18 protein-coding genes are annotated in these 17842 nt (G+C 62.3%); 5 read left to right on the top strand and 13 right to left on the bottom strand.

Features of this window, described 5'->3' with window-relative positions; all coding sequences use genetic code 11:
- Positions 1–127 precede the first annotated feature (127 nt).
- Positions 128–1018, bottom strand: coding sequence for an AraC family transcriptional regulator (locus BKX96_RS24360; protein ID WP_077185655.1), 891 nt, complete (start codon positions 1016–1018; stop codon positions 128–130).
- 188 nt (positions 1019–1206) lie between these two features.
- Between BKX96_RS24360 and BKX96_RS24355 the strand changes: the two genes are divergently transcribed.
- Positions 1207–2259, top strand: coding sequence for an NAD(P)-dependent alcohol dehydrogenase (locus tag BKX96_RS24355; RefSeq protein WP_046815971.1), 1053 nt, complete (start codon positions 1207–1209; stop codon positions 2257–2259).
- On the opposite strand, the gene BKX96_RS24350 is transcribed toward BKX96_RS24355, so the two are convergent.
- The 6 genes from BKX96_RS24350 to BKX96_RS24325 form a co-directional block, all read right to left on the bottom strand.
- Complete coding sequence (locus tag BKX96_RS24350; RefSeq protein WP_046815970.1) at positions 2256–3059, bottom strand: IclR family transcriptional regulator; 804 nt, start codon at positions 3057–3059, stop codon at positions 2256–2258. The two genes, BKX96_RS24355 and BKX96_RS24350, sit on opposite strands and share 4 nt — an antisense overlap.
- A gap of 60 nt (positions 3060–3119) precedes the next feature.
- Positions 3120–4430, bottom strand: a complete 1311-nt coding sequence (locus tag BKX96_RS24345) for an MFS transporter (RefSeq protein ID WP_046815969.1) — start codon at positions 4428–4430, stop codon at positions 3120–3122.
- A 167-nt stretch (positions 4431–4597) separates the two neighbouring features.
- On the bottom strand, positions 4598–5746 hold the full coding sequence (dgoD, locus tag BKX96_RS24340) for a galactonate dehydratase (protein ID WP_077185654.1): 1149 nt from the start codon (positions 5744–5746) through the stop codon (positions 4598–4600).
- Positions 5747–5792: 46 nt separating this feature from the next.
- Positions 5793–6413: a 2-dehydro-3-deoxy-6-phosphogalactonate aldolase gene (locus BKX96_RS24335; protein ID WP_077185653.1), complete on the bottom strand. Its 621-nt coding sequence runs from the start codon at positions 6411–6413 to the stop codon at positions 5793–5795.
- A 19-nt stretch (positions 6414–6432) separates the two neighbouring features.
- A complete protein-coding gene (locus tag BKX96_RS24330) occupies positions 6433–7425 on the bottom strand; it encodes a 2-dehydro-3-deoxygalactonokinase (protein ID WP_046815966.1) in 993 nt (330 codons plus the stop codon).
- A gap of 261 nt (positions 7426–7686) precedes the next feature.
- Complete coding sequence (locus BKX96_RS24325) at positions 7687–8169, bottom strand: GNAT family N-acetyltransferase (protein WP_046815965.1); 483 nt, start codon at positions 8167–8169, stop codon at positions 7687–7689.
- A 194-nt stretch (positions 8170–8363) separates the two neighbouring features.
- On the opposite strand from BKX96_RS24325, the gene BKX96_RS24320 reads away from it, so the two are divergent.
- From BKX96_RS24320 to BKX96_RS24305, 4 genes are all read left to right on the top strand, one after another.
- The gene (locus tag BKX96_RS24320) at positions 8364–9569 is read left to right on the top strand and encodes an MFS transporter (protein ID WP_077185652.1); all 1206 of its coding nucleotides are present in this window, start codon (positions 8364–8366) and stop codon (positions 9567–9569) included.
- 84 nt (positions 9570–9653) lie between these two features.
- On the top strand, positions 9654–9992 hold the full coding sequence (locus BKX96_RS24315; RefSeq protein WP_046815963.1) for a hypothetical protein: 339 nt from the start codon (positions 9654–9656) through the stop codon (positions 9990–9992).
- Between the two features lie 39 nt (positions 9993–10031).
- Entirely contained in the window at positions 10032–10286 is a 255-nt protein-coding gene (locus tag BKX96_RS24310) for a hypothetical protein (protein WP_046815962.1), read from the top strand.
- 27 nt (positions 10287–10313) lie between these two features.
- Positions 10314–10694 (top strand): Rho termination factor N-terminal domain-containing protein, encoded by a 381-nt coding sequence (locus BKX96_RS24305; protein WP_046815961.1) that lies wholly within the window; start codon positions 10314–10316, stop codon positions 10692–10694.
- 122 nt (positions 10695–10816) lie between these two features.
- Here BKX96_RS24305 and BKX96_RS24300 read toward each other — a convergent pair whose 3' ends face one another.
- The 6 genes from BKX96_RS24300 to araG all read right to left on the bottom strand — a co-directional run bounded on the left by BKX96_RS24300 (position 10817) and on the right by araG (position 17840).
- Positions 10817–11746 (bottom strand): PfkB family carbohydrate kinase, encoded by a 930-nt coding sequence (locus BKX96_RS24300; RefSeq protein ID WP_077185651.1) that lies wholly within the window; start codon positions 11744–11746, stop codon positions 10817–10819.
- The gene (locus tag BKX96_RS24295) at positions 11739–13205 is read right to left on the bottom strand and encodes a purine-cytosine permease family protein (RefSeq protein ID WP_077185650.1); all 1467 of its coding nucleotides are present in this window, start codon (positions 13203–13205) and stop codon (positions 11739–11741) included. The genes BKX96_RS24300 and BKX96_RS24295 overlap by 8 nt, the downstream gene beginning before the upstream one ends.
- Before the next feature lie 200 nt (positions 13206–13405).
- Positions 13406–14404, bottom strand: a complete 999-nt coding sequence (locus BKX96_RS24290) for an ADP-ribosylglycohydrolase family protein (protein ID WP_077185649.1) — start codon at positions 14402–14404, stop codon at positions 13406–13408.
- Positions 14401–15114 carry a GntR family transcriptional regulator gene (locus tag BKX96_RS24285; protein ID WP_046815957.1) on the bottom strand — a complete coding sequence of 238 codons (714 nt, stop codon included), beginning with the start codon at positions 15112–15114 and terminating at the stop codon, positions 14401–14403. Before BKX96_RS24285 ends, BKX96_RS24290 begins: the two co-directional genes overlap by 4 nt.
- A 185-nt stretch (positions 15115–15299) precedes the next feature.
- Positions 15300–16268 carry an L-arabinose ABC transporter permease AraH gene (gene araH, locus BKX96_RS24280; RefSeq protein ID WP_077185751.1) on the bottom strand — a complete coding sequence of 323 codons (969 nt, stop codon included), beginning with the start codon at positions 16266–16268 and terminating at the stop codon, positions 15300–15302.
- Between the two features lie 12 nt (positions 16269–16280).
- Positions 16281–17840 carry an L-arabinose ABC transporter ATP-binding protein AraG gene (gene araG / locus BKX96_RS24275; RefSeq protein WP_077185648.1) on the bottom strand — a complete coding sequence of 520 codons (1560 nt, stop codon included), beginning with the start codon at positions 17838–17840 and terminating at the stop codon, positions 16281–16283.
- Positions 17841–17842 lie beyond the last annotated feature (2 nt).

Below are 17842 nucleotides of genomic sequence, written 5' to 3'. Positions count from 1 at the left end.
AAGCCCCCGCCACAAGACCACTGTGGGAGCGAGCCTGCTCGCGAAGACGGCCTGAAATCCAACATCGATGCTGACTGACATACCGCATTCGCGAGCAGGCTCGCTCCCACAGGGTTTCCTTTCGGGATCAGGCGGCGCGTTCTTCTCCTGGATTACGCTCGAAGTAGCGCTTGTACTCGCGACTGAACTGCGACGTGCTCTGATACCCCACCCGATGCGCCACCTGGGCCACGCCCAGCCCCTCGCCCAGCAACAACTGCTGCGCCCGAAGCAAGCGCAGTCGCTTCAGGTACTGCACCGGCGACAACAAGGTGCTGCGCTTGAAATGCTCATGAAAGGTCGAGGCACTCATGTTCGCGCAACCGGCCAGGGTCTCGACGTTCAACGGTTCGGCGAAATGCGCATGCAGATGGCTGAGCGACGCCGCGATCCGCGCGAATTGCCCCTGCTGCTCGACCAGCGCACGCAACACGTCGGCTTGCGGACCGCGCAAGGCGACGAACAACAATTCACGCAAACGTGCTTGCCCCATGATCTGGCATTCCAGCGGATCGTGCAGGCAGCGCAACAAGCGCTCGACACAACCGCGCATGGCGTCATCGAGCACTGCCGAGGTCATGGACTCCGGCGTTTGTGCCGGAATCTGCCGACCCGGTGCCAGGCCCATCGCCAATACCAACTCGCCGAGCATTACCCGGTCGATCGCGACAGAAACACCCAGCATTGGCCCGCTCGGCGCGGCAAAGGTTTCACACTCGAACGGCACCGGAAGGGCCTGAATCAGATAGTGCCCTGCCCCGTATTCCAATGTGCGCGGCCCCAGGTACGCCAGTTTGCTGCCCTGGGCGATGATCACCAGGCTCGGCTCGTAGATCTGCGGCCCACGGGCCACATCGCAACTGGCCCGAAGAATCTGCACGCCCGGCAACGCGGTCGGGACAAAACCTTCGCGCGTGGACAGCGGCGCGATCAACGAAACCAGCGTGGCATTGGCATCAAGATGACGGGTCAGCAGCATCGGAGCTCTTCACAAAAGACACGGAAAAAGGAATGAAAGCATCATCGCAGGTCTGATCGCCAATGCGATCGATCAAGGGACGATGTCGGAGGAATAGGCATGACACCCGGAGGAATTGCCATGGCCGCGATGAGGGTCGGCGCCCAGAATGCGCCACCTCACTTGTCAGCGCTTTTGCGAGGTTCACCATGTACACCGCCATCGGATACGCCGCCCAATCGGCCACCACGCCCCTCGCCCCAATGAAATTCCAACGTCGCAGCCCACGGGCCGATGACGTGGCGATCGAGATTCTCTACTGCGGCGTGTGCCATTCCGACATCCATCAGGCACGCAACGAGTGGGGCATTGCCGTCTACCCCTTGATGCCTGGCCACGAGATCGTCGGAAAAGTTACCGCCATTGGTGCGAATGTCACCCAATACAGAATCGGCGATCTGGTCGGTGTTGGCTGCATGGTTGACTCCTGCCGCAGCTGCGACGCCTGCCAGGCCGACCTCGAGCAATACTGCCTCGCAGGTCCGACCATGACCTACGCCACCCCCGACCGGGTCGACGGCAGCAACACCATGGGCGGCTACTCCGATAGCATCGTGGTCAGCGAGCACTTCGTTGTGCGCATTCCGCAAAAGCTCGACCTGGCCAGTGCCGCGCCCATCCTGTGTGCCGGTATCACCACCTATTCGCCGCTCAAGCACTATGGCGTGAAGGCCGGTGACAAAGTCGGGATTCTCGGCATGGGCGGCCTCGGCCACATGGGCATCAAGTTCGCCAAGGCCATGGGTGCCGAAGTGACCTTGTTCACCCGTTCGCCGAGCAAGGCGGAAGAAGCCCGCCGCCAGGGCGCGGACCACGTCATCGTGTCCACCGATGCCGAACAGATGAAGGCCGCGGCGGGACATTTCGACTTCCTGCTCGACACCATTCCGGTGCAGCACGACCTCAATCCCTACCTTGATACGTTGCGCTTCGATGGCGTGCACATTCTGGTGGGCTTGATCGAACCGGTGGATCCGCCGGTGCACGCCGGCAAACTGGTGATGAGCCGTCGCGTGCTGGCCGGTTCCTTGATCGGCGGCATCGCCGAAACCCAGGAAGTGCTGGATTTCTGCGCCGAGCACAACATCACCTGCGACATCGAGATGCTCGACATTCGCCAGATCAACGAGGCGTTCACACGCATGATCGCCGGTGACGTGAAGTACCGCTTCGTCATCGATATGGCGACCCTCAAGGTCTAAACCTTGAGCCCAAGCTCCGCCGAGAGCCGGGCTGTGACCCCTTTGATCAGGGGAATCAGCTCGGCCATTTTTTCCAGCGGCATGTACGGCACGGTGCTGGCAATGCTGATGCCGGCGACGATGCGCTTGCTGGCATCGCGGATCGGCGCCGCCACGCAGCGGATAGACGGTTCGTTGTCTTCCAGGTCGAAGGCGTAGCCGCCGGCCACATACTCGACCATGCGCTGCCGGAACTGCTCCCAGGACTGCTCCGGGTGCTGCGGCCAGAACAGATTTTTCCCACCCACCGGCAGGCTGACTTCGTACAGGCGCTGCCACTCCTGCGGTGAGTCATCGAGCATCAATGCCTTGCCGATCCCGGTACGCGCCAACGGCATGCGATGGCCGACCCGCGAACGCATTTCCGGACCGTTGCGCCCCGGATTCTTGTGCAGGTACAGCACTTCGTCGCCTTCGCGGATCGCCAAGTGAATGGTGTCGCCGGTGGCCGCCGACAACTCATCCAGGTACGGCCCGGCCAGGGTCACCAGCGGCAACTCTTCGCGCGCCTGAAACCCCAGCTCGATCAGCTTGGGCCCCAACAGGTAACCGACCTGCGGTACCACCCGCAGATAGCGCTCGTCCACCAGGCAACTGGCCAGGCGGTGCGTGGTGCTGCGCGTGGTGCCGATCAACCGGGCGATTTCCTTGAGGTCGCGGGCGCCACTGGCCACGGCCTGAACCACACCCAGACCGCGAAGCAGGGTCTGAGTGCCGGTGGGCGCGGCGTCCTTGGCGATTTTTGGGGCGTCTTCCTGCATATCCAGCCTTTACCGTTGAGCGAGTGAACGGGCGGCATTATGGTCGCCCGCAGGTCACGACTACAACTTGATACGCTCGACCTTTCCAACCAGCAAGATGTAGGAAAGTGCCCCGATCAACGCCAGAACCGAGATATAGGTGATGGCCGGGGCAAAGGAGTCGCCGCTGGCCAGGAAGCCGATCACGATTGGCGTGGCGATGGCCGACAGGTTGCCGATGAAATTGAACACACCACCGGTCAGTCCCAGCAAGCGGGCCGGCGCCAGGGTCGACACCAGCGACCAGGTGATCGACGCCAGGCCGTTGCCGAAAAATGCCAGCGCGAGGAAGGCAATCACCAGCGGCGTCGACTCGACGAAGTTGGCGCCAATGATCGAGGTCGAGATCAGCAAGCCACTGATGATCGGCAACTTGCGCGCGAACCCTACGCTGTAGCCGCGACGGATCAGCAAGTCCGAGAAGAACCCGGAACACAACACACCGACGAACGCCGCGAGAAACGGCAGCGACGCCAGCAGGCCGGACTTGATGAAGTCCATGCCGCGGTATTTCACCAGGTAGGTGGGGAACCACGTCAGGAAGAACCACAGCGTCGAGTTGAGGCAGAACTGGCCGAGGTAGATGCCCCAGAGCTTGCGCTTGGTCAGGACAATGCCCAGGTCGGTCCAGCTGAACTTGGCCTTGACCTTGGCTTGTTCAGCCTGGATATCCACCAGCCCGCCGCCTTCGCGGATCAAATCGATTTCGGCCTCGTTGGCACCTTTGAAATCCCGTGGCTCGCGATACACCGCGTACCAGATCGCCGCCCACAGAATGCCCACCGCGCCAGTGGCGACAAACACCATGTGCCAGCCAAATGCATGCTGCAGCCAGGCCAGTACCGGCGTCAGGAATGCCAGGCCGACGAATTGCCCGGAGGTGTAGAAACCGATGGCCGTGGCGCGCTCACGCTCGGGAAACCAGGTGGTGACCACGCGGCTGTTGATCGGATACGCCGGTGCTTCGAGTGCACCGACCGCCATGCGCAACACGAACAGGGCGATGAAACTGGCGGCGAAACCGAGCATGACTGTGGCAATCGACCACAGCAGCAGTGCGGCGGTGTACAAGATACGCGGCGGTACCCGGTCCACCAGCCAGCCACCGGGAATCTGCATGGCGGCGTAGGTCCAGCCGAAGGCCGAGAAGATCAGGCCGACGTGGATCGGATCGATGCCCAGGTCGCTGGTCAGCGCTGGCGCGGCGATCGACAGATTGCTGCGGTCCAGATAGTTGATCACCACGGTGATGAACAGCAGGACCATGATGAAAAAACGCTTGCGGCTGGGCGCCGCCAACGACGCCTGCCCGGTGAGGGTTTGCGGTTGCATGGGGAGTGCCTCTTTTTATGTTTATTGAGGTCGGTCTAAAGACTGGCGCTGAACCCTGTAGGAGCTGGCTTACCAGCGAAGGCGGTCTCAGGTGTGGAGCAAGACTCAAAGACCCCTTCGCTGGCAAGCCAGCTCCTACAGTGGGCTTGTGGTGGGTCAGGCAGCACTCACCACTCGGCAAAACTGCCGTCGGCATGGCGCCAGATCGGGTTGCGCCAGCGGTGGCCGACTGCGGCGCGTTCGATCACGTATTCCTCGTTGATCTCGATGCCCAGGCCCGGACCGTTGGGGATCTTCACGAAACCTTTGTCGTAGTCGAATACCCGCGTGTCTTTCACGTAGTCGAGCAGGTCATTGCTCTCGTTGTAATGGATGCCCAGGCTTTGCTCCTGAATGAACGCGTTATAGCAAACCGCATCCAGTTGCAGGCACGCCGCCAGCGCGATCGGGCCCAGCGGACAATGCAACGCCAGCGCCACGTCGTAGGCTTCGGCCATGTTGGCGATCTTGCGGGTTTCGGTGATGCCGCCAGCGTGGGAAGCATCGGGCTGGATGATGTCGACGTAGCCTTCGCTGAGCACGCGCTTGAAATCCCAGCGCGAGAACAGCCGCTCGCCCAGGGCGATCGGCGTGCTGGTCAGCGGCGCCAGCTCCTTCAGTGCTTCGTAGTTTTCGCTGAGCACCGGCTCTTCGATGAACATCAGTTTGTAGGGGTCGAGTTCCTTCATCAGCACCTTGGCCATGGGCTTGTGCACGCGGCCATGGAAGTCGACGCCGATGCCGACGTTCGGCCCCACCGCATCACGCACGGCGGCGACGTTGGCCAGGGCCAGGTCGACCTTGTCGAAGGTATCGAGGAACTGCAGCTCTTCGGTGCCGTTCATTTTCACCGCGGTGAACCCCCGGCTGACCGCTTCTTTCGCAGCACGCGCGGTGTCGGCCGGGCGGTCGCCGCCGATCCACGAATACACGCGGATCTTGTCCCGCACCTGGCCACCCAGCAGGTCACTGACCGACACGCCCAGCGCCTTGCCCTTGATGTCCCACAACGCCTGGTCGATACCGGCCAGGGCACTCATGTGGATCGCACCACCACGGTAGAAGCCACCGCGGTACAGCACGGTCCAGATGTCTTCGATGTTGCGCGGGTCTTTGCCGATCAGGTAGTCGGACAGTTCTTCAACGGCGGCAGCAACCGTGTGCGCGCGGCCTTCGACCACGGGCTCACCCCAGCCGGTCACGCCTTCGTCGGTCTCGACCTTGAGGAAGCACCAGCGCGGTGGAACGATGAATGTGGTCAGTTTGGTGATTTTCATCTTTTGTCTCTCTTATGGATGCAGCGCTCGCAGCGCCAAAAAAGTCTTAGCGAAGGGCTTTCCAGGCAGTGACGTAGGCCTTGGCATTGGCCGCCACTTGCGCCGGGGTCATGCCCGGCTTGAACAGCCCGGAGCCGAGACCGAAGCCCTTGACGCCGGCGTCGATGAACACCTGCATGTTGTCCGGGGTGATGCCGCCGACCGGCACCAGCAGGGTTCCGGCGGGCAGCACCGCGAGCCAGGCTTTGACGACCGCCGGCCCCATCTGCTCGGCCGGGAACAGCTTCAGCACATCAGCGCCCTCGGCCAGCGCCGCGAAGGCCTCGGTCGGGGTGGCGACACCGGGCGACAGATACAGGCCGGCCGCTTTCGCCGCGCGCAAAACCTTCGGATCACTGTGAGGCATGACGATCACCTGCCCGCCCGCCGCCTTGACCTGTTCAACCTGCTCCGGCGTCAGCACCGTGCCCGCACCGACCAGGCAATCGGCGGGCAAGCTGCTGCGCAGGATGCGGATGCTTTCGTATGGCTCCGGGGAATTGAGCGGTACTTCGATGACGCGAAATCCGGCCGCGTAGAGGACTTCGCCGATGGCGGCTGCTTCTTGCGGTCGCAGGCCACGCAGAATCGCGATCAGACCGTTTTGCGCCAGTGCTTGCTTGAGCATGTCAGGACTCCAGTCAGGTTTAATGATTTTGAGTGGACGCGATCAGGCCGGCCGCCATTGCCAGCTGCCACAGCCCGCGTTCGGTGGCCTGCTCGGCCAGGGTCACCCGGGCAAAACCGCAGGCATCGAGCGCCCGGCCATAGCGGCTGCACAGTTGGGAATTGCCGATCAGGACGACCGAAGGCAAGTGCACGCTGTTGCGTCGATGCCGCTGCACGCAGGCCAGGGCCGACAGTTCATGGCCGATCAACAGGCCGGACAGATAATCCACTTGCGCCGTGGCGCTGAGCTCACCGGTCAGGCCGAGGCTGCGCGCACTGAACACGGTCGACAGGGGGCCGATTTCGCCGTCCGTCGACAACGCCACTTGCACGCCGCGATCGAACGCATCGCCGTCGAATGACCCGCCGCGTTGCTGGGTGCGCCCCAGAATGCTGTGTTCGCTGAGCACGGCGAAGATTTCGCCGGTCATGAAGGTATCGAAATGCACGATGCAGCCGTCGGCCACTTCCACCCATTTCGAATGGCTGCCCGGCAGGCCGATCAGCAGATCGGCACCCGCCTCGCCCGCCAGGTTCTGCAGCACGCCGAGCACCTGGGTTTCCTCGCCGCGCATCACGTTCGGCAGGCGCGAACGCTGAATCACTCCCGGCACGATGTGTACATCGACACCGCGAAGACTGCGTACGGTTTGCAGGGAGGTACCGAGGTTGGCGACGTTCGCCGGTGTGTCGCGATAGGCCGCTTCGCGCCAGCCCTGGGCGCTGCCGACCATGCCGCAGGCGATGACCGGCAAGTCGGGCTGTTCGTCGAGCCAGTCACCACAGGCCTCGTCGAAGGCCAGTTCAAAACCGTCGGTGCATTCGCGACCCTTGATGATTCGCCCAGCCTTGGGCAACTGCATGATCCCCGACGACAGCGAACGCTGTTCGAGCACCTGGCCGCCCGCGGCAAGTTTGTAGGCACGTAATGAGGTTGTCCCCCAGTCGAGCGCGATCAATTGCGCCTGCATCGCTTCACCTGTTCTGTTTTTGGCAGTGAGTGAGCGGACTATAAACCTTGGCGCCGATAAATCTCAATATATAAATATCATTCCCATATATTGGGATACTCTTATTTCAGACAAAAAAAATCGCAGACGTTGATTTCTGCGATATTTGAAACATACACAGCCCTGGAGCCGGCTTGCTGGTGATCCTACCTGAGGTGCTGCGCTGCTCTTCAGGTCGCCTTCGCTGGCAAGCCAGCTCCTACAGATGGGTTTACGCCGTGATTAATTACCGTCTGCGAACTCTCTCAGCACCTTGCCATCCATGCGGTAACGAACCCACTCTTCCTGCGGCTGCGCGCCCAGGGATTTGTAGAAGTCGATGGCTGGGGTGTTCCACTCCAGCACGCTCCATTCGAAGCGCCCGCAGTCGTTGGCACAGGCAATTTTCGCCAGGTGGCGCAACAGGGTCTTGCCAGCGCCGCCGCCGCGCTGCTCAGGCGTGATGTACAGGTCTTCGAGGTACAGGCAGTTGCTGCCCAGCCACGTGGAGTAGCTGAAGAAGAACACGGCAAATCCGATCGGCACGCCTTCGCGCAGACAGATCAGGCCATGGGCCGTGGCCCCTTCGCTGAACAGGCTGCGTTCGATGTCAGCGACGCTGGCGATGACTTCATGCCGAGCACGTTCGTAGTCGGCCAGTTCAGTGATGAACGCGAGGATTTGCGGCGCGTCACTGGGGGTCGCCGGGCGGATTTCGATCGTCATGGACGTGCCTTGTCAGAAAGTGAAAACGCCATACTAAGGCGGTGCGTGGCGCTCGTCACATGGCAAATGAAAATGCCATCCCGGGCATTACTCCGCCCGACGCTAACCCTCGCATCGCGAACCTCGGACCTATCCTTGCCGCCCGCCGTGTTAGATAGAGGCCCTGGGTATCTATCGGGTCAAGGAACCGCGTCATGTCTACTGCAACACCTCAAGTCTCCAGTAAGTTGTTCGGCCTGTTTTGCCTGGCCAGCTACTTGCTATCCCTGTCCTACGGCTCGACTTTTTTGCTGTCCTTGCTGATCGGTTCCCGCGGGGGGAACGAGCACGATGCCGGCAGCGTGATTTCGACGGCGATGCTCAGCACCTTCGTTGCGGTGATCGTTTCCGGTCACCTGTGCGACCTGCTCGGTGCGGCACGTTCGGTGGCACTGTTCGGCCTGTTGCTGGCGGCCGCCAGCCTGGGCTTTGCCCTGACACCGGGCATTGGCCACTGGCTGCTGTTTTTCGGGCTGCTGCTGGGCTTGGGCTGGGGCGTGTTCTACACCCTCGGGCCGATCATCGTCGCCAGCCTGGTGATGCCAGCGCAACGGGCGAAATATTTTGCCCTGCTGTCGGGCAGCATGATGACCGGGATCGGCAGCGGTCCCTTGCTGGGTCGTGCCGCCAGTGCCCTTGGCTATCCGGTGACGGTCGCGTTTTACCTGGCCGCCTTCGCCAGCCTGATGGGCGTGTTGCTGTTCTGGCGACTGGATCGCCAACTGAAACAAGCAGCCGTGCCCTCGACTGCCGTGTCGCGGATTTCCTGGCGTGCCGCCGCGCAAGTGCTGTCGTCCCGGGCGGCGCTGCCGATCGTCATGGTCGGCCTTGGCGGGTGCGTTTTTGGTGGCCTGTCGAGTTTCCAGACCAGCTACGCCGCCGCGCGCTCACTGGACTATTCACTGTTCTTCCTCGGTTTCATGGGTGCAGCGATCAGCAGCCGCCTGCTGATCGCAGGCTTCGTGGTCAAGCGCGATCCGCTGCGCGCCTCGTGCCTGCTTTCGGGCCTGATGATGGGCTCGATCCTGATGTTCGGTTTCATGGTCGACGATGGCTTGAGCTATGTGCTGGCGGCGGTGATGCTCGGGGTCGGTTACGGCCTGACCTATTCGGTGATCAACGGCCTGGCCGCTAATGAGGCGCCGAGCGGCACCACAGCGCAATCCTTGCTGCTGTTCAGCCTGTCTTACTTCATCGGCGTGTTCGGTTTCCCGCTGATCGCCGGGAAAATTATCGTCGAGCAAGGCATGGCGACGCTCCTGTACGCCGTGCTGGCAGTCGCCGGCCTCAACTGGCTGATCACTGTGGGGCGGCTAATCTGGCGTCGATTGAGTGCGACCCGGTCATTGCAGCAAGCCTGAACCGTTCGTCGTTCATCAGGCACCAATTCGAAACGGGGGCGGACCAACATCAGGTAAGGACTCTAAATCGATGGAGACACCACCATGCGCACGCCCAGGTTGACCGCCCTCGCTCTCGCTGTCCTGCTATCCCCACTTGCCGTTGCTGGCACCACCGCTTCCGGCACAGGCCCGACCAACCCGGTCGAAGCACCCAAGGCCCCCGCCATCCAGAGCGCCCCCGGCATCAACACCAACGGCACGGGCGTCGACAACAGCTTGCCGCCGTCAACCGGCACAGATCCGCGCATCCAGGGCAACGATACCGGCCGACAGGGCGGTCTGAACCTGCCCGATACCAAGACACCCGATAACGCCGCCCCCGGCATTGGCTCGACCACCACCGAAGGTGGCCCGGACGCATTAGGGGGCGTGAGCCAATAGTTCGCCGCACGACCTACCCATCGCAACGAAGAGGTAACCATGAACGTCGATAAAAACCTGGAAAAAGAAGTCCTGACCCGTCTGCTGCACGCCCACCCCAGCGGCCTGGGCAAGGAGGTGCTGGACAATTACCGGGGGGAAAAAATCGTCGCCAGTACCCTCGCCACACTGCAAGAGCGTGGTCTGATCCAGCACGGCAATGTGGTGTGCAACGAAGCCGGCGAACATTCGTTGAACTTGCCGATCAAGCTCAGCGCTGCCGGCGTTGAGGCGGCACGCAAGCTGGATGTTTGAACCCACCAAGAAGCCAGGAGAAATCCCATGCCTCGTGGAAGCAAAGACAAATACACCGCCGAGCAGAAACGCAAGGCCGAACACATTGAAGAGAGCTATGAGCACAAGGGCGTGTCCAAGGACGAAGCCGAAGCGCGTGCCTGGGCGACTGTGAACAAACAGTCCGGTGGCGGCGAACGTGCGGGTGGTTCAGGGCGCAAGAAGCCGGCCAGTGCCAAGGCGGAGGATCGCAAGGAATCGTCGCGACGCGCAGTGGCCAGCCGTGAAGGTCATTCGCGCAGCAGCAAGGCTTCGCGCGATGCGCAGACCGTGGACAGCCTGATGAAGGAGGCCCGGGCGAAGAATATTCCGGGGCGGTCGAGCATGCGCAAACAGGCGTTGATCGAGGCGCTGCGCAAGGCAGGCTAGAGTCCAATCCTGCATTGGCTCTGATGGCCTCATCGCAGGCAAGCCAGCTCCTACAGGGTTCGATGGTGTTCACCCATTATGTGTTCACCACCAGGAGCTGGTTTGCCAGCGATGGCGTCCGATCAGGCGCCGAAAGTCTCGCGGATCAAAGCATCCACCTCAGCAGCCCCAGGCGAAGTCGCCGGCCCCCACCGGGTTACCGCCAACGCCGCTGCCGCATTCGCCCGTTGCGCCGCATCAAACGCCGACAACCCCTGCGCCAGCCCCGCCATGAACACGCCGGCATGAGCATCGCCAGCGCCATTGCTGTCGACCGCCTGCACTTTGAAACCCGGTACATGTCGACGCTCGCCGTGCTGATCAATCCAGCATCCCTGGGGCCCGTCACGCACGACCATGAGCACATTGCGCGGCAGAAACCCGAGCAGACCATCCAGCGCCTGAGCGATGTCTGTCGAGTCGGTAATTTTCAGCGCTTCGACGCTGTTGCTGGTCCACACGTCGATACGCGGCAGTAAAGCCTGCATCAGCGGCGCGTCCGGCGAATCCACCAACGGCCCCGGATCGAACACCACGTTGACGCCTTGTGGCAGCGTCAGCACCCAGTTCACCAACGGTTGTGCCTTGCCCACGTGCAGCAGGCTGTAGCCGCTGACGTAGACATAATCGCCCGCCTCGGTCGGCACACTGCCCAGGTCCTCGGCAGTCAACTCGCCTTCGGCACCGATGTAGGAGACGAAACTGCGTTCGGCCGAAGCGTCGGTGATGGCCACGCACAGCCCGGTATCGCGCTCGGCAGGATCAGCGATGCCGATCCGGATGCCTTCGGCATTCATGGCCTCACGCGCCAGGTCACCGAAACGTCCGGTGCCGTGGCGACCGAGGTAGACCACCGGCAGCCCGTTACGCTGGGCGGCCGCCATCACATTGAAACCGCCGCCAGCCTGGAAACTGGCGGACTGCGCCAACACGTCGCCCCCCGCTTGCGGCAATTTATCCACGGCCATGACCAGGTCGATAATGACCTGGCCGGTGTGCAGCATCTTAGGCATGAGCATTCTCGACCAGCGCGGCACGACGGTCCGTCGCCCCGCCGAGTACAAGATAAATGCCACCGGCAACCACAAAGGTGACGATCCAGCCGAGGCCGTTATGCCCCAGCCACGAGTCGGACAGGAAGCCCTTGAACCAGGTGTTGTCTGCCGTGGTGCCGATGGTGGTGAAGCTGAAACCGAGCACGATCGCCAGCGCCCAGGCGCCGAACGCGCGCCACTCGACGCCGCCGCGATACCAGTAGGCGCTGCTCGGACTGACGTCCAGCAGGTCCTTGGGGCTGTAGTAATGCCGATGAATCAGGTCGACCACGAAGATCCCGACCCATGCCGTGATCGGCACCGCCAGCAGGGAAATGAAGGTGATGAACGGGCCGTAGAAACTGTCGGCGATCAGCATGAAGTAGATCGAACCGGCGAAGATCGCCACGATGTCCACCACCACGGCGTAGACGCGCTTGACCTTCAGGCCGAGGGTCAGCGTGGTCAGGCCGGCGGAGTACACCGACAGGTTGTTCGACAGCAGTAGGCCACCGAAGGCGGTGATCAGGTACGGCACGGCCATCCAGGTCGGCAGCATGTCGCGGATGGCGATGATCGGGTCGGTGGCCTGGGCCAGGTCGTTGTTGCCCACCGACAACAGGCCACCGAGGGTGATCAACAGCACCAGTGGAATGCCCGCGCCGAACGCTGCCGACGCCACCAGGCGCACGGCCTTGACGCTGCGATGCTGATAGCGCGACATGTCGGCACCGGCATTGGCCCAACCGATCCCGGTGCCGGCCGCCATGGTGCCGATGCCAATGATCATCGCGCTCATCGGTGCCGGCGTGGCGTTGAACACCGCGCTCCAGTCGATGGTGGCGCAGAGGAAGCCGCCGACCAGGATGTTCAGCGCACCGAACACGTAGGTCGCCCACTTCTGGATCACCAGCAATGTGGCGTGACCGAGGCCGGAGACCGACAAGGTCAACAGCACGAAAATCGCGATGAACACCAGCGTCAGCATCGGCGCGCTTTTCGCTTCCACCGGCGAACCAAAGAGGATCGAGCACAGCGACAGCAGCACGAACGCGGCGGTGGTGGTGTTGACGGTTTCCCAGCCCAGGCGCGACATCAGCGAGACCAGGGTCGGGCCGATATTACCGCGCACACCGAAGATGGCGCGCGACAGGGTCAGGCTCGGCGCACGACCACGACGACCGGCGATGGAAATGATCCCGACCACCGCGAAAGAACCGGCGGCACCGAGGATAGCGACGATGATCGCCTGCCAGATCGCCAACCCGCGAAAGGCCACGAGGGTCGCACCCAGCGGCAGGCCGAGGATGGAAATGTTGGCGGCGAACCAGACCCAGAACAGCTGCAGCGGATGCCCATTGCACTCGGCTTCCGGCACCGGCTCGATGCCGCGGGTTTCCAGCTGCCCGGCGTTCTGCCCGGCGTTCGATGAACTCATGAAAAAATGCTCCTGTTGCCATTTTTGTGGTTGTAGGCAAATACGGGAGTTGGCACAACATCCCGGTGAAAAACTTCAATACGCGGCGCTCCCCTTCGCGAGCAAGCCCGCTCCCACACTTGATCCGCAGCGCCTACAAATTATGTGCATGGCACAGATTCAATGTGGGAGCGGGCTTGCTCGCGAAGAGGCCAGCCCAGTCAACGCAAGGCCAAAAGCCCTTGCACCAAAGGTTCCAGCTCCAGGTCATTGACGGTTTTGACCGTCTCGATCATCGCCACCGGCCAGCTCGCCAGCCCCAGGCAGGCCCCGAGCATCGCCCCCAGGATCGCCGCGATGGTGTCGGTGTCACCGCCCAGGCTGGCGGCCATGCACAGTGCGTCGAAGGCATTCATTTCGCCAATGGCCACTTGCTGGGCCAGGGCAAACGACACCACCACCGACTCTTGCGAAGCCACCGAGGTGCCGATGACGTCGTACAGCAAGTCGGCGAGCAACGCCTTGTCACTGTCGACGCTGATGCTGCGTGCCCAACTGATGCGCGAAGCGATTCGTCCGCCGGCCACCCAGTGTCCATGACCCTCGGCTTGCAGGGCGAATTGCTGGCCGAGGTTCAGCGCCTCACCCAGGTCCATGCCGTTGATCCCGGCGGACACCACCGCCGCCACCGCTGCCGCGCTGGAAATGCCCAGCGTGGTGTTGTGGGTGACCTGGCAGGCCTGCACCACGGCAGCGATGAAGCGCTCGGGGTTGGCCACGTCCGCGGCAATCCCGACCGGTGTGATACGCATGGCGGCGCCATTGGTGGTGCCATAGCGCCCGGCTTCTTCGGCAGAATGGCCGGCGAGGATCATCTCGATCGCCCGTTTGGTCGAAGGGCCGAGCAAGTCCTGCGAGCCCTTGGCCTGCATCACCGCTTCCCATTCGATCAAGCGTTGTGCAAGCACCGAGGGTTCGATGTGGCCTTTGCCTTCGAGCAGCAACTGACCAACCAGAATTGCCTGTTCGGTGTCATCGGTGATCGAGCCCTTGGGCATATTGGCGGCGATCGGCTGATCGGGGCCAGCATCTTCAAGGTCGGTGATGTCGCCGAATCGCGCCTTGATGTCGGCGCGGCTCAGGGATTGGGTCGGCATGCCCAGCGCGTCGCCCAGGGCCAGGCCGTAGAACGCGCCAAGCGCACGATCGAGCGCGGTCATTTCGAAGGTCCAAATTGCAGGTGCAGACGAAAATGCACTGGGTCGAGCAGGCTTTCCACCTGCTCCATGAAGCGGTGTTGCCGGTCATAAGTGGTGCGCAAGGCCTTGAGGAAAACGGTGCCGACCGGACGGCCCAGCAGTTCGGCATCTTCGGCGTTCAACGGCTCGGCACCGATCCATTGATCGCCGCGCTCGCCGATGTAGCCATAGGCGGCCAGGGTGATGGTCAATGAGTTATCGATCAAGCCAACCCGCGGCAGGCTTTCCAGGCCTCCGGTAGCGGGCATCAGTGAGCGTTCGAGGGAGACCAGCGTGCCGTCATTGGAGCGGCGGCGACGGTCGAGGGTGATGAATTGGTCGGTGCCAAAGCGTGACATCAGGTCGGGACGGGTCACCGCCTCCAGCCGCAGCACTTCGGTATTGACCAGCGCGCCGCTGTCGGCCAGGGCCTGGGCCCAGCCGCTGCGCTGATCCAGTGCCACGCCGTCGAAAGTGACAATGGAACCGACCCCGCTTTGCGTCGCAATGTAGTTACGCCGTTTCAACTCGGCTAGCGCTTCACGCAAGGTTCCTCGGCTGACTTTGAATTCCTGGGCCAACTGATGCTCGCCTGGCAGATGAAAGCCGTCCTCCATGAGACCGCTTTCAATGCGCCGGATGAGTTCGTCGACCACCCGTTGTTTCTTGTCGAATCGTACCTGTCTAATCATGTACAAATTAGTAACCGAAACAGGTTATGACGGGCAAGGATTTTTTAAGGAATATGACAGAAGGATGGCATGGCAAATACCCAGTGGGAGCGAGTCTGCTCGCGAAGAGGTTGGCACATCCAGCATCAATGCTGGTTGACACTCCGTCTTCGCGAGCAGGCTCGCTCCCACAGGTTATCAGGGTGTCAGCGCTGTTTCAGGCGGTCAATCACCACCGCCAGCAACAGGATCGAACCGCGAATCACATACTGGTAGAAGGTATCGATGTTCTTCAGGTTCATCGCGTTCTCGATGATCGCCAGGATCAGCACCCCGGCAATCACGTGCCGGATCATGCCGATCCCGCCGCTGAGCGACACGCCGCCCAGCACGCAGGCCGAGATCACCGTCAGCTCGAAACCCTGGCCGATCATCGGCTGGCCCGAGGTCATGCGCGAGGCCAGGATGACGCCGGCCAGCGCACCGATCAGGCCGTGCACGGCGAAGATGATGATCTTGGTCCGATCGACGTTGACCCCCGCCAGCAGCGCCGCTTCCTGGTTACCGCCGATGGCCATGGTGTTGCGCCCGTAGGTGGTGTAGTTGAGCAACCAGCCGAAGAACAGGAAGCAGACGATGGTGATCAGGATGGGCACCGGCACGCCGAACAACTGCCCGTTGCCGAACACGAAGAACGACTCCTGGGACACGCCCACCGCTTTGCCGTTGGCGAAGATGTAGGCCAGGCCACGGACGATCTGCATGGTCGCCAGCGTGGTGATCAGCGCATTGACCCGCAGCTTGGCAATCACGATGCCATTGATCAGCCCGACGATCAGCCCCATGGCCAACGCCGCGCTGACACCCAGGAAAAGGCTGTCGGTGTCACGCATCACCACCGCGGCAACCACCCCGGCGCAGGCGATCACCGAGCCCACCGACAGATCGAAATGCCCCGACGCCAGGCAATACAGCATGGTGCACGCCGCGATCCCGGTGGTGGAAATCGCCAGGCCCAGGCCGCGCATGTTCAAGGGCGAGAGGAAGTTGTCGATCAGCAAGGTGCAGAGCACGAAGATCCCGACGGCCGCCAGCAGCATCACCCAGTCATCGAGAAAGCGCCGCAGGTCCAGGGGCTTGCGCGGGGTTGGCAGTGCGTCGTTTTGGCTTGTCATCATAGTCACCTCTCAGTTCGCCACGCCGTCAGTGCGTTGGCGCGGCAAAGCCAGTTGCAGCAGATTGGATTCATTGGCCTGTTCGCGGCTCAGTTCGCCGCGCAACGCGCCTTCGCACAGCACCAGGATGCGGTCGGAAATGCCCATCACTTCCATCAGGTCGCTGGACACCACGATCACCGCAATGCCACTGGCGGCCAGGTCATGGATGATCTGGTAGATCTCGGCCTTGGCGCCGATGTCGATGCCGCGGGTGGGCTCGTCGAGCAGCAGGACTTTCATCGGCATCGACAGCCAGCGACCGAGAATGGCCTTCTGCTGGTTGCCGCCGGAGAGAAACTTGATCGGCTGCCCGGCGTGGGGCGTCTTGACCTTGAGCGCCTTGATCTGCTTGTCGGCGTTGCCCTTCTCCCACAGGCCGCGCAACAGGCAGCCGAAGGTGGCATGCGCACCACGGGCACTGATGTTGATGTTCTCGGCGACGCTCGCCAACGGCAGGATGCCCTCCTTCTTGCGGTCCTCGGGACAGAGCAGGATCCCGGCCGCAATCGCATCCCGGGGTGAGCGCAGTTTCAGCTCATGACCGCGCAACTCAAGGCGTCCGGCACTGTTGCGTTCCAGGCCGCTGAGCAGGCGAAACAATTCCGTGCGCCCCGCGCCGACCAGGCCGAACAAGCCGAGGATTTCGCCTTTGTGCGCCTCGAAACTCACAGGTTCGCGCAGGCCAGGCCCGAGCAGGCGGTCGACCTTCAACGCCACCGCGCCGCGCTGGCGAGGGCGGTAATCGTAGATGTCCTGGATGTCGCGACCGACCATGCAGGTGACCAATTGATCGTGGGTCAACTGGCTCATGTCTTCGAAGGTGCGCACATAACGGCCGTCCTTGAACACCGTCACCGCGTTGCAGATACGGAACACTTCCTCCATGCGATGGGAGACGTAGAGCACCACTTTGCCCTCGTCGCGCAAGCGCGCGATGATCGCCATCAAGCGGTCGATCTCCCGCGCCGACAGGCTGCTGGTGGGCTCGTCGAAGGCGATGACATGGGCGCCACGGGACAAGGCCTTGGCGATCTCGACCAACTGCCGCTGGCCGAGGGACAGGCGCCCGACCTTCTCCTGCGGGTCGATTTCGTCGGCCAGGCCGCGAAGGCACGCCAGGGCCTGCTGGCGCAGAGTGCCGCGATTGATCAGGCCGAAACTGGCGGGCAGGTGACCGAGAAACAGGTTTTCCGCCACGGTCATTTCCGGCACCAGGTGCAGTTCCTGATGAATCACTGCGACGCCGCTGCCGATGCTGTCGGCGGTGGACTTGAAGGCCATCGTCTGGCCGCCGATCTGCAGGTCGCCGCTGCTCGGGATGTAGGCGCCGCCGAGGATTTTCAGCAAGGTCGACTTGCCGGCGCCGTTCTCGCCCATCAAGGCATGAACCTGCCCCGGATGGGCGACGAAGTTGATGTTGTCCAGCGCTTTCACCCCGGGAAAGGTCTTGCCGATCCCGTTGAAGCGCAAGCTGCCACTGCCACTGAAAGAACTGCCGGGATGTTTCTGTACTTGTGTTTGCGCGTGCATAA

Origin of the sequence: Pseudomonas putida (genome assembly GCF_001976065.1) — a bacterium.
GTDB lineage: Bacteria > Pseudomonadota > Gammaproteobacteria > Pseudomonadales > Pseudomonadaceae > Aquipseudomonas > Aquipseudomonas serbica.
This window is presented reverse-complemented; position numbering and strand designations above follow the sequence as displayed.

Bases quoted from the DNA above. Each gene is read 5' to 3' on its own strand.
- BKX96_RS24360 (WP_077185655.1), bottom strand. From the start codon at position 1,018: ATGCTGCTGACCCGTCATCTTGATGCCAATGCCACGCTGGTTTCGTTG.
- BKX96_RS24355 (WP_046815971.1), top strand. From the start codon at position 1,207: ATGTACACCGCCATCGGATACGCCGCCCAATCGGCCACCACGCCCCTC.
- BKX96_RS24350 (WP_046815970.1), bottom strand. From the start codon at position 3,059: ATGCAGGAAGACGCCCCAAAAATCGCCAAGGACGCCGCGCCCACCGGC.
- BKX96_RS24345 (WP_046815969.1), bottom strand. From the start codon at position 4,430: ATGCAACCGCAAACCCTCACCGGGCAGGCGTCGTTGGCGGCGCCCAGC.
- dgoD (WP_077185654.1), bottom strand. From the start codon at position 5,746: ATGAAAATCACCAAACTGACCACATTCATCGTTCCACCGCGCTGGTGC.
- BKX96_RS24335 (WP_077185653.1), bottom strand. From the start codon at position 6,413: ATGCTCAAGCAAGCACTGGCGCAAAACGGTCTGATCGCGATTCTGCGT.
- BKX96_RS24330 (WP_046815966.1), bottom strand. From the start codon at position 7,425: ATGCAGGCGCAATTGATCGCGCTCGACTGGGGGACAACCTCATTACGT.
- BKX96_RS24325 (WP_046815965.1), bottom strand. From the start codon at position 8,169: ATGACGATCGAAATCCGCCCGGCGACCCCCAGTGACGCGCCGCAAATC.
- BKX96_RS24320 (WP_077185652.1), top strand. From the start codon at position 8,364: ATGTCTACTGCAACACCTCAAGTCTCCAGTAAGTTGTTCGGCCTGTTT.
- BKX96_RS24315 (WP_046815963.1), top strand. From the start codon at position 9,654: ATGCGCACGCCCAGGTTGACCGCCCTCGCTCTCGCTGTCCTGCTATCC.
- BKX96_RS24310 (WP_046815962.1), top strand. From the start codon at position 10,032: ATGAACGTCGATAAAAACCTGGAAAAAGAAGTCCTGACCCGTCTGCTG.
- BKX96_RS24305 (WP_046815961.1), top strand. From the start codon at position 10,314: ATGCCTCGTGGAAGCAAAGACAAATACACCGCCGAGCAGAAACGCAAG.
- BKX96_RS24300 (WP_077185651.1), bottom strand. From the start codon at position 11,746: ATGCCTAAGATGCTGCACACCGGCCAGGTCATTATCGACCTGGTCATG.
- BKX96_RS24295 (WP_077185650.1), bottom strand. From the start codon at position 13,205: ATGAGTTCATCGAACGCCGGGCAGAACGCCGGGCAGCTGGAAACCCGC.
- BKX96_RS24290 (WP_077185649.1), bottom strand. From the start codon at position 14,404: ATGACCGCGCTCGATCGTGCGCTTGGCGCGTTCTACGGCCTGGCCCTG.
- BKX96_RS24285 (WP_046815957.1), bottom strand. From the start codon at position 15,114: ATGATTAGACAGGTACGATTCGACAAGAAACAACGGGTGGTCGACGAA.
- araH (WP_077185751.1), bottom strand. From the start codon at position 16,268: ATGACAAGCCAAAACGACGCACTGCCAACCCCGCGCAAGCCCCTGGAC.
- araG (WP_077185648.1), bottom strand. From the start codon at position 17,840: ATGCACGCGCAAACACAAGTACAGAAACATCCCGGCAGTTCTTTCAGT.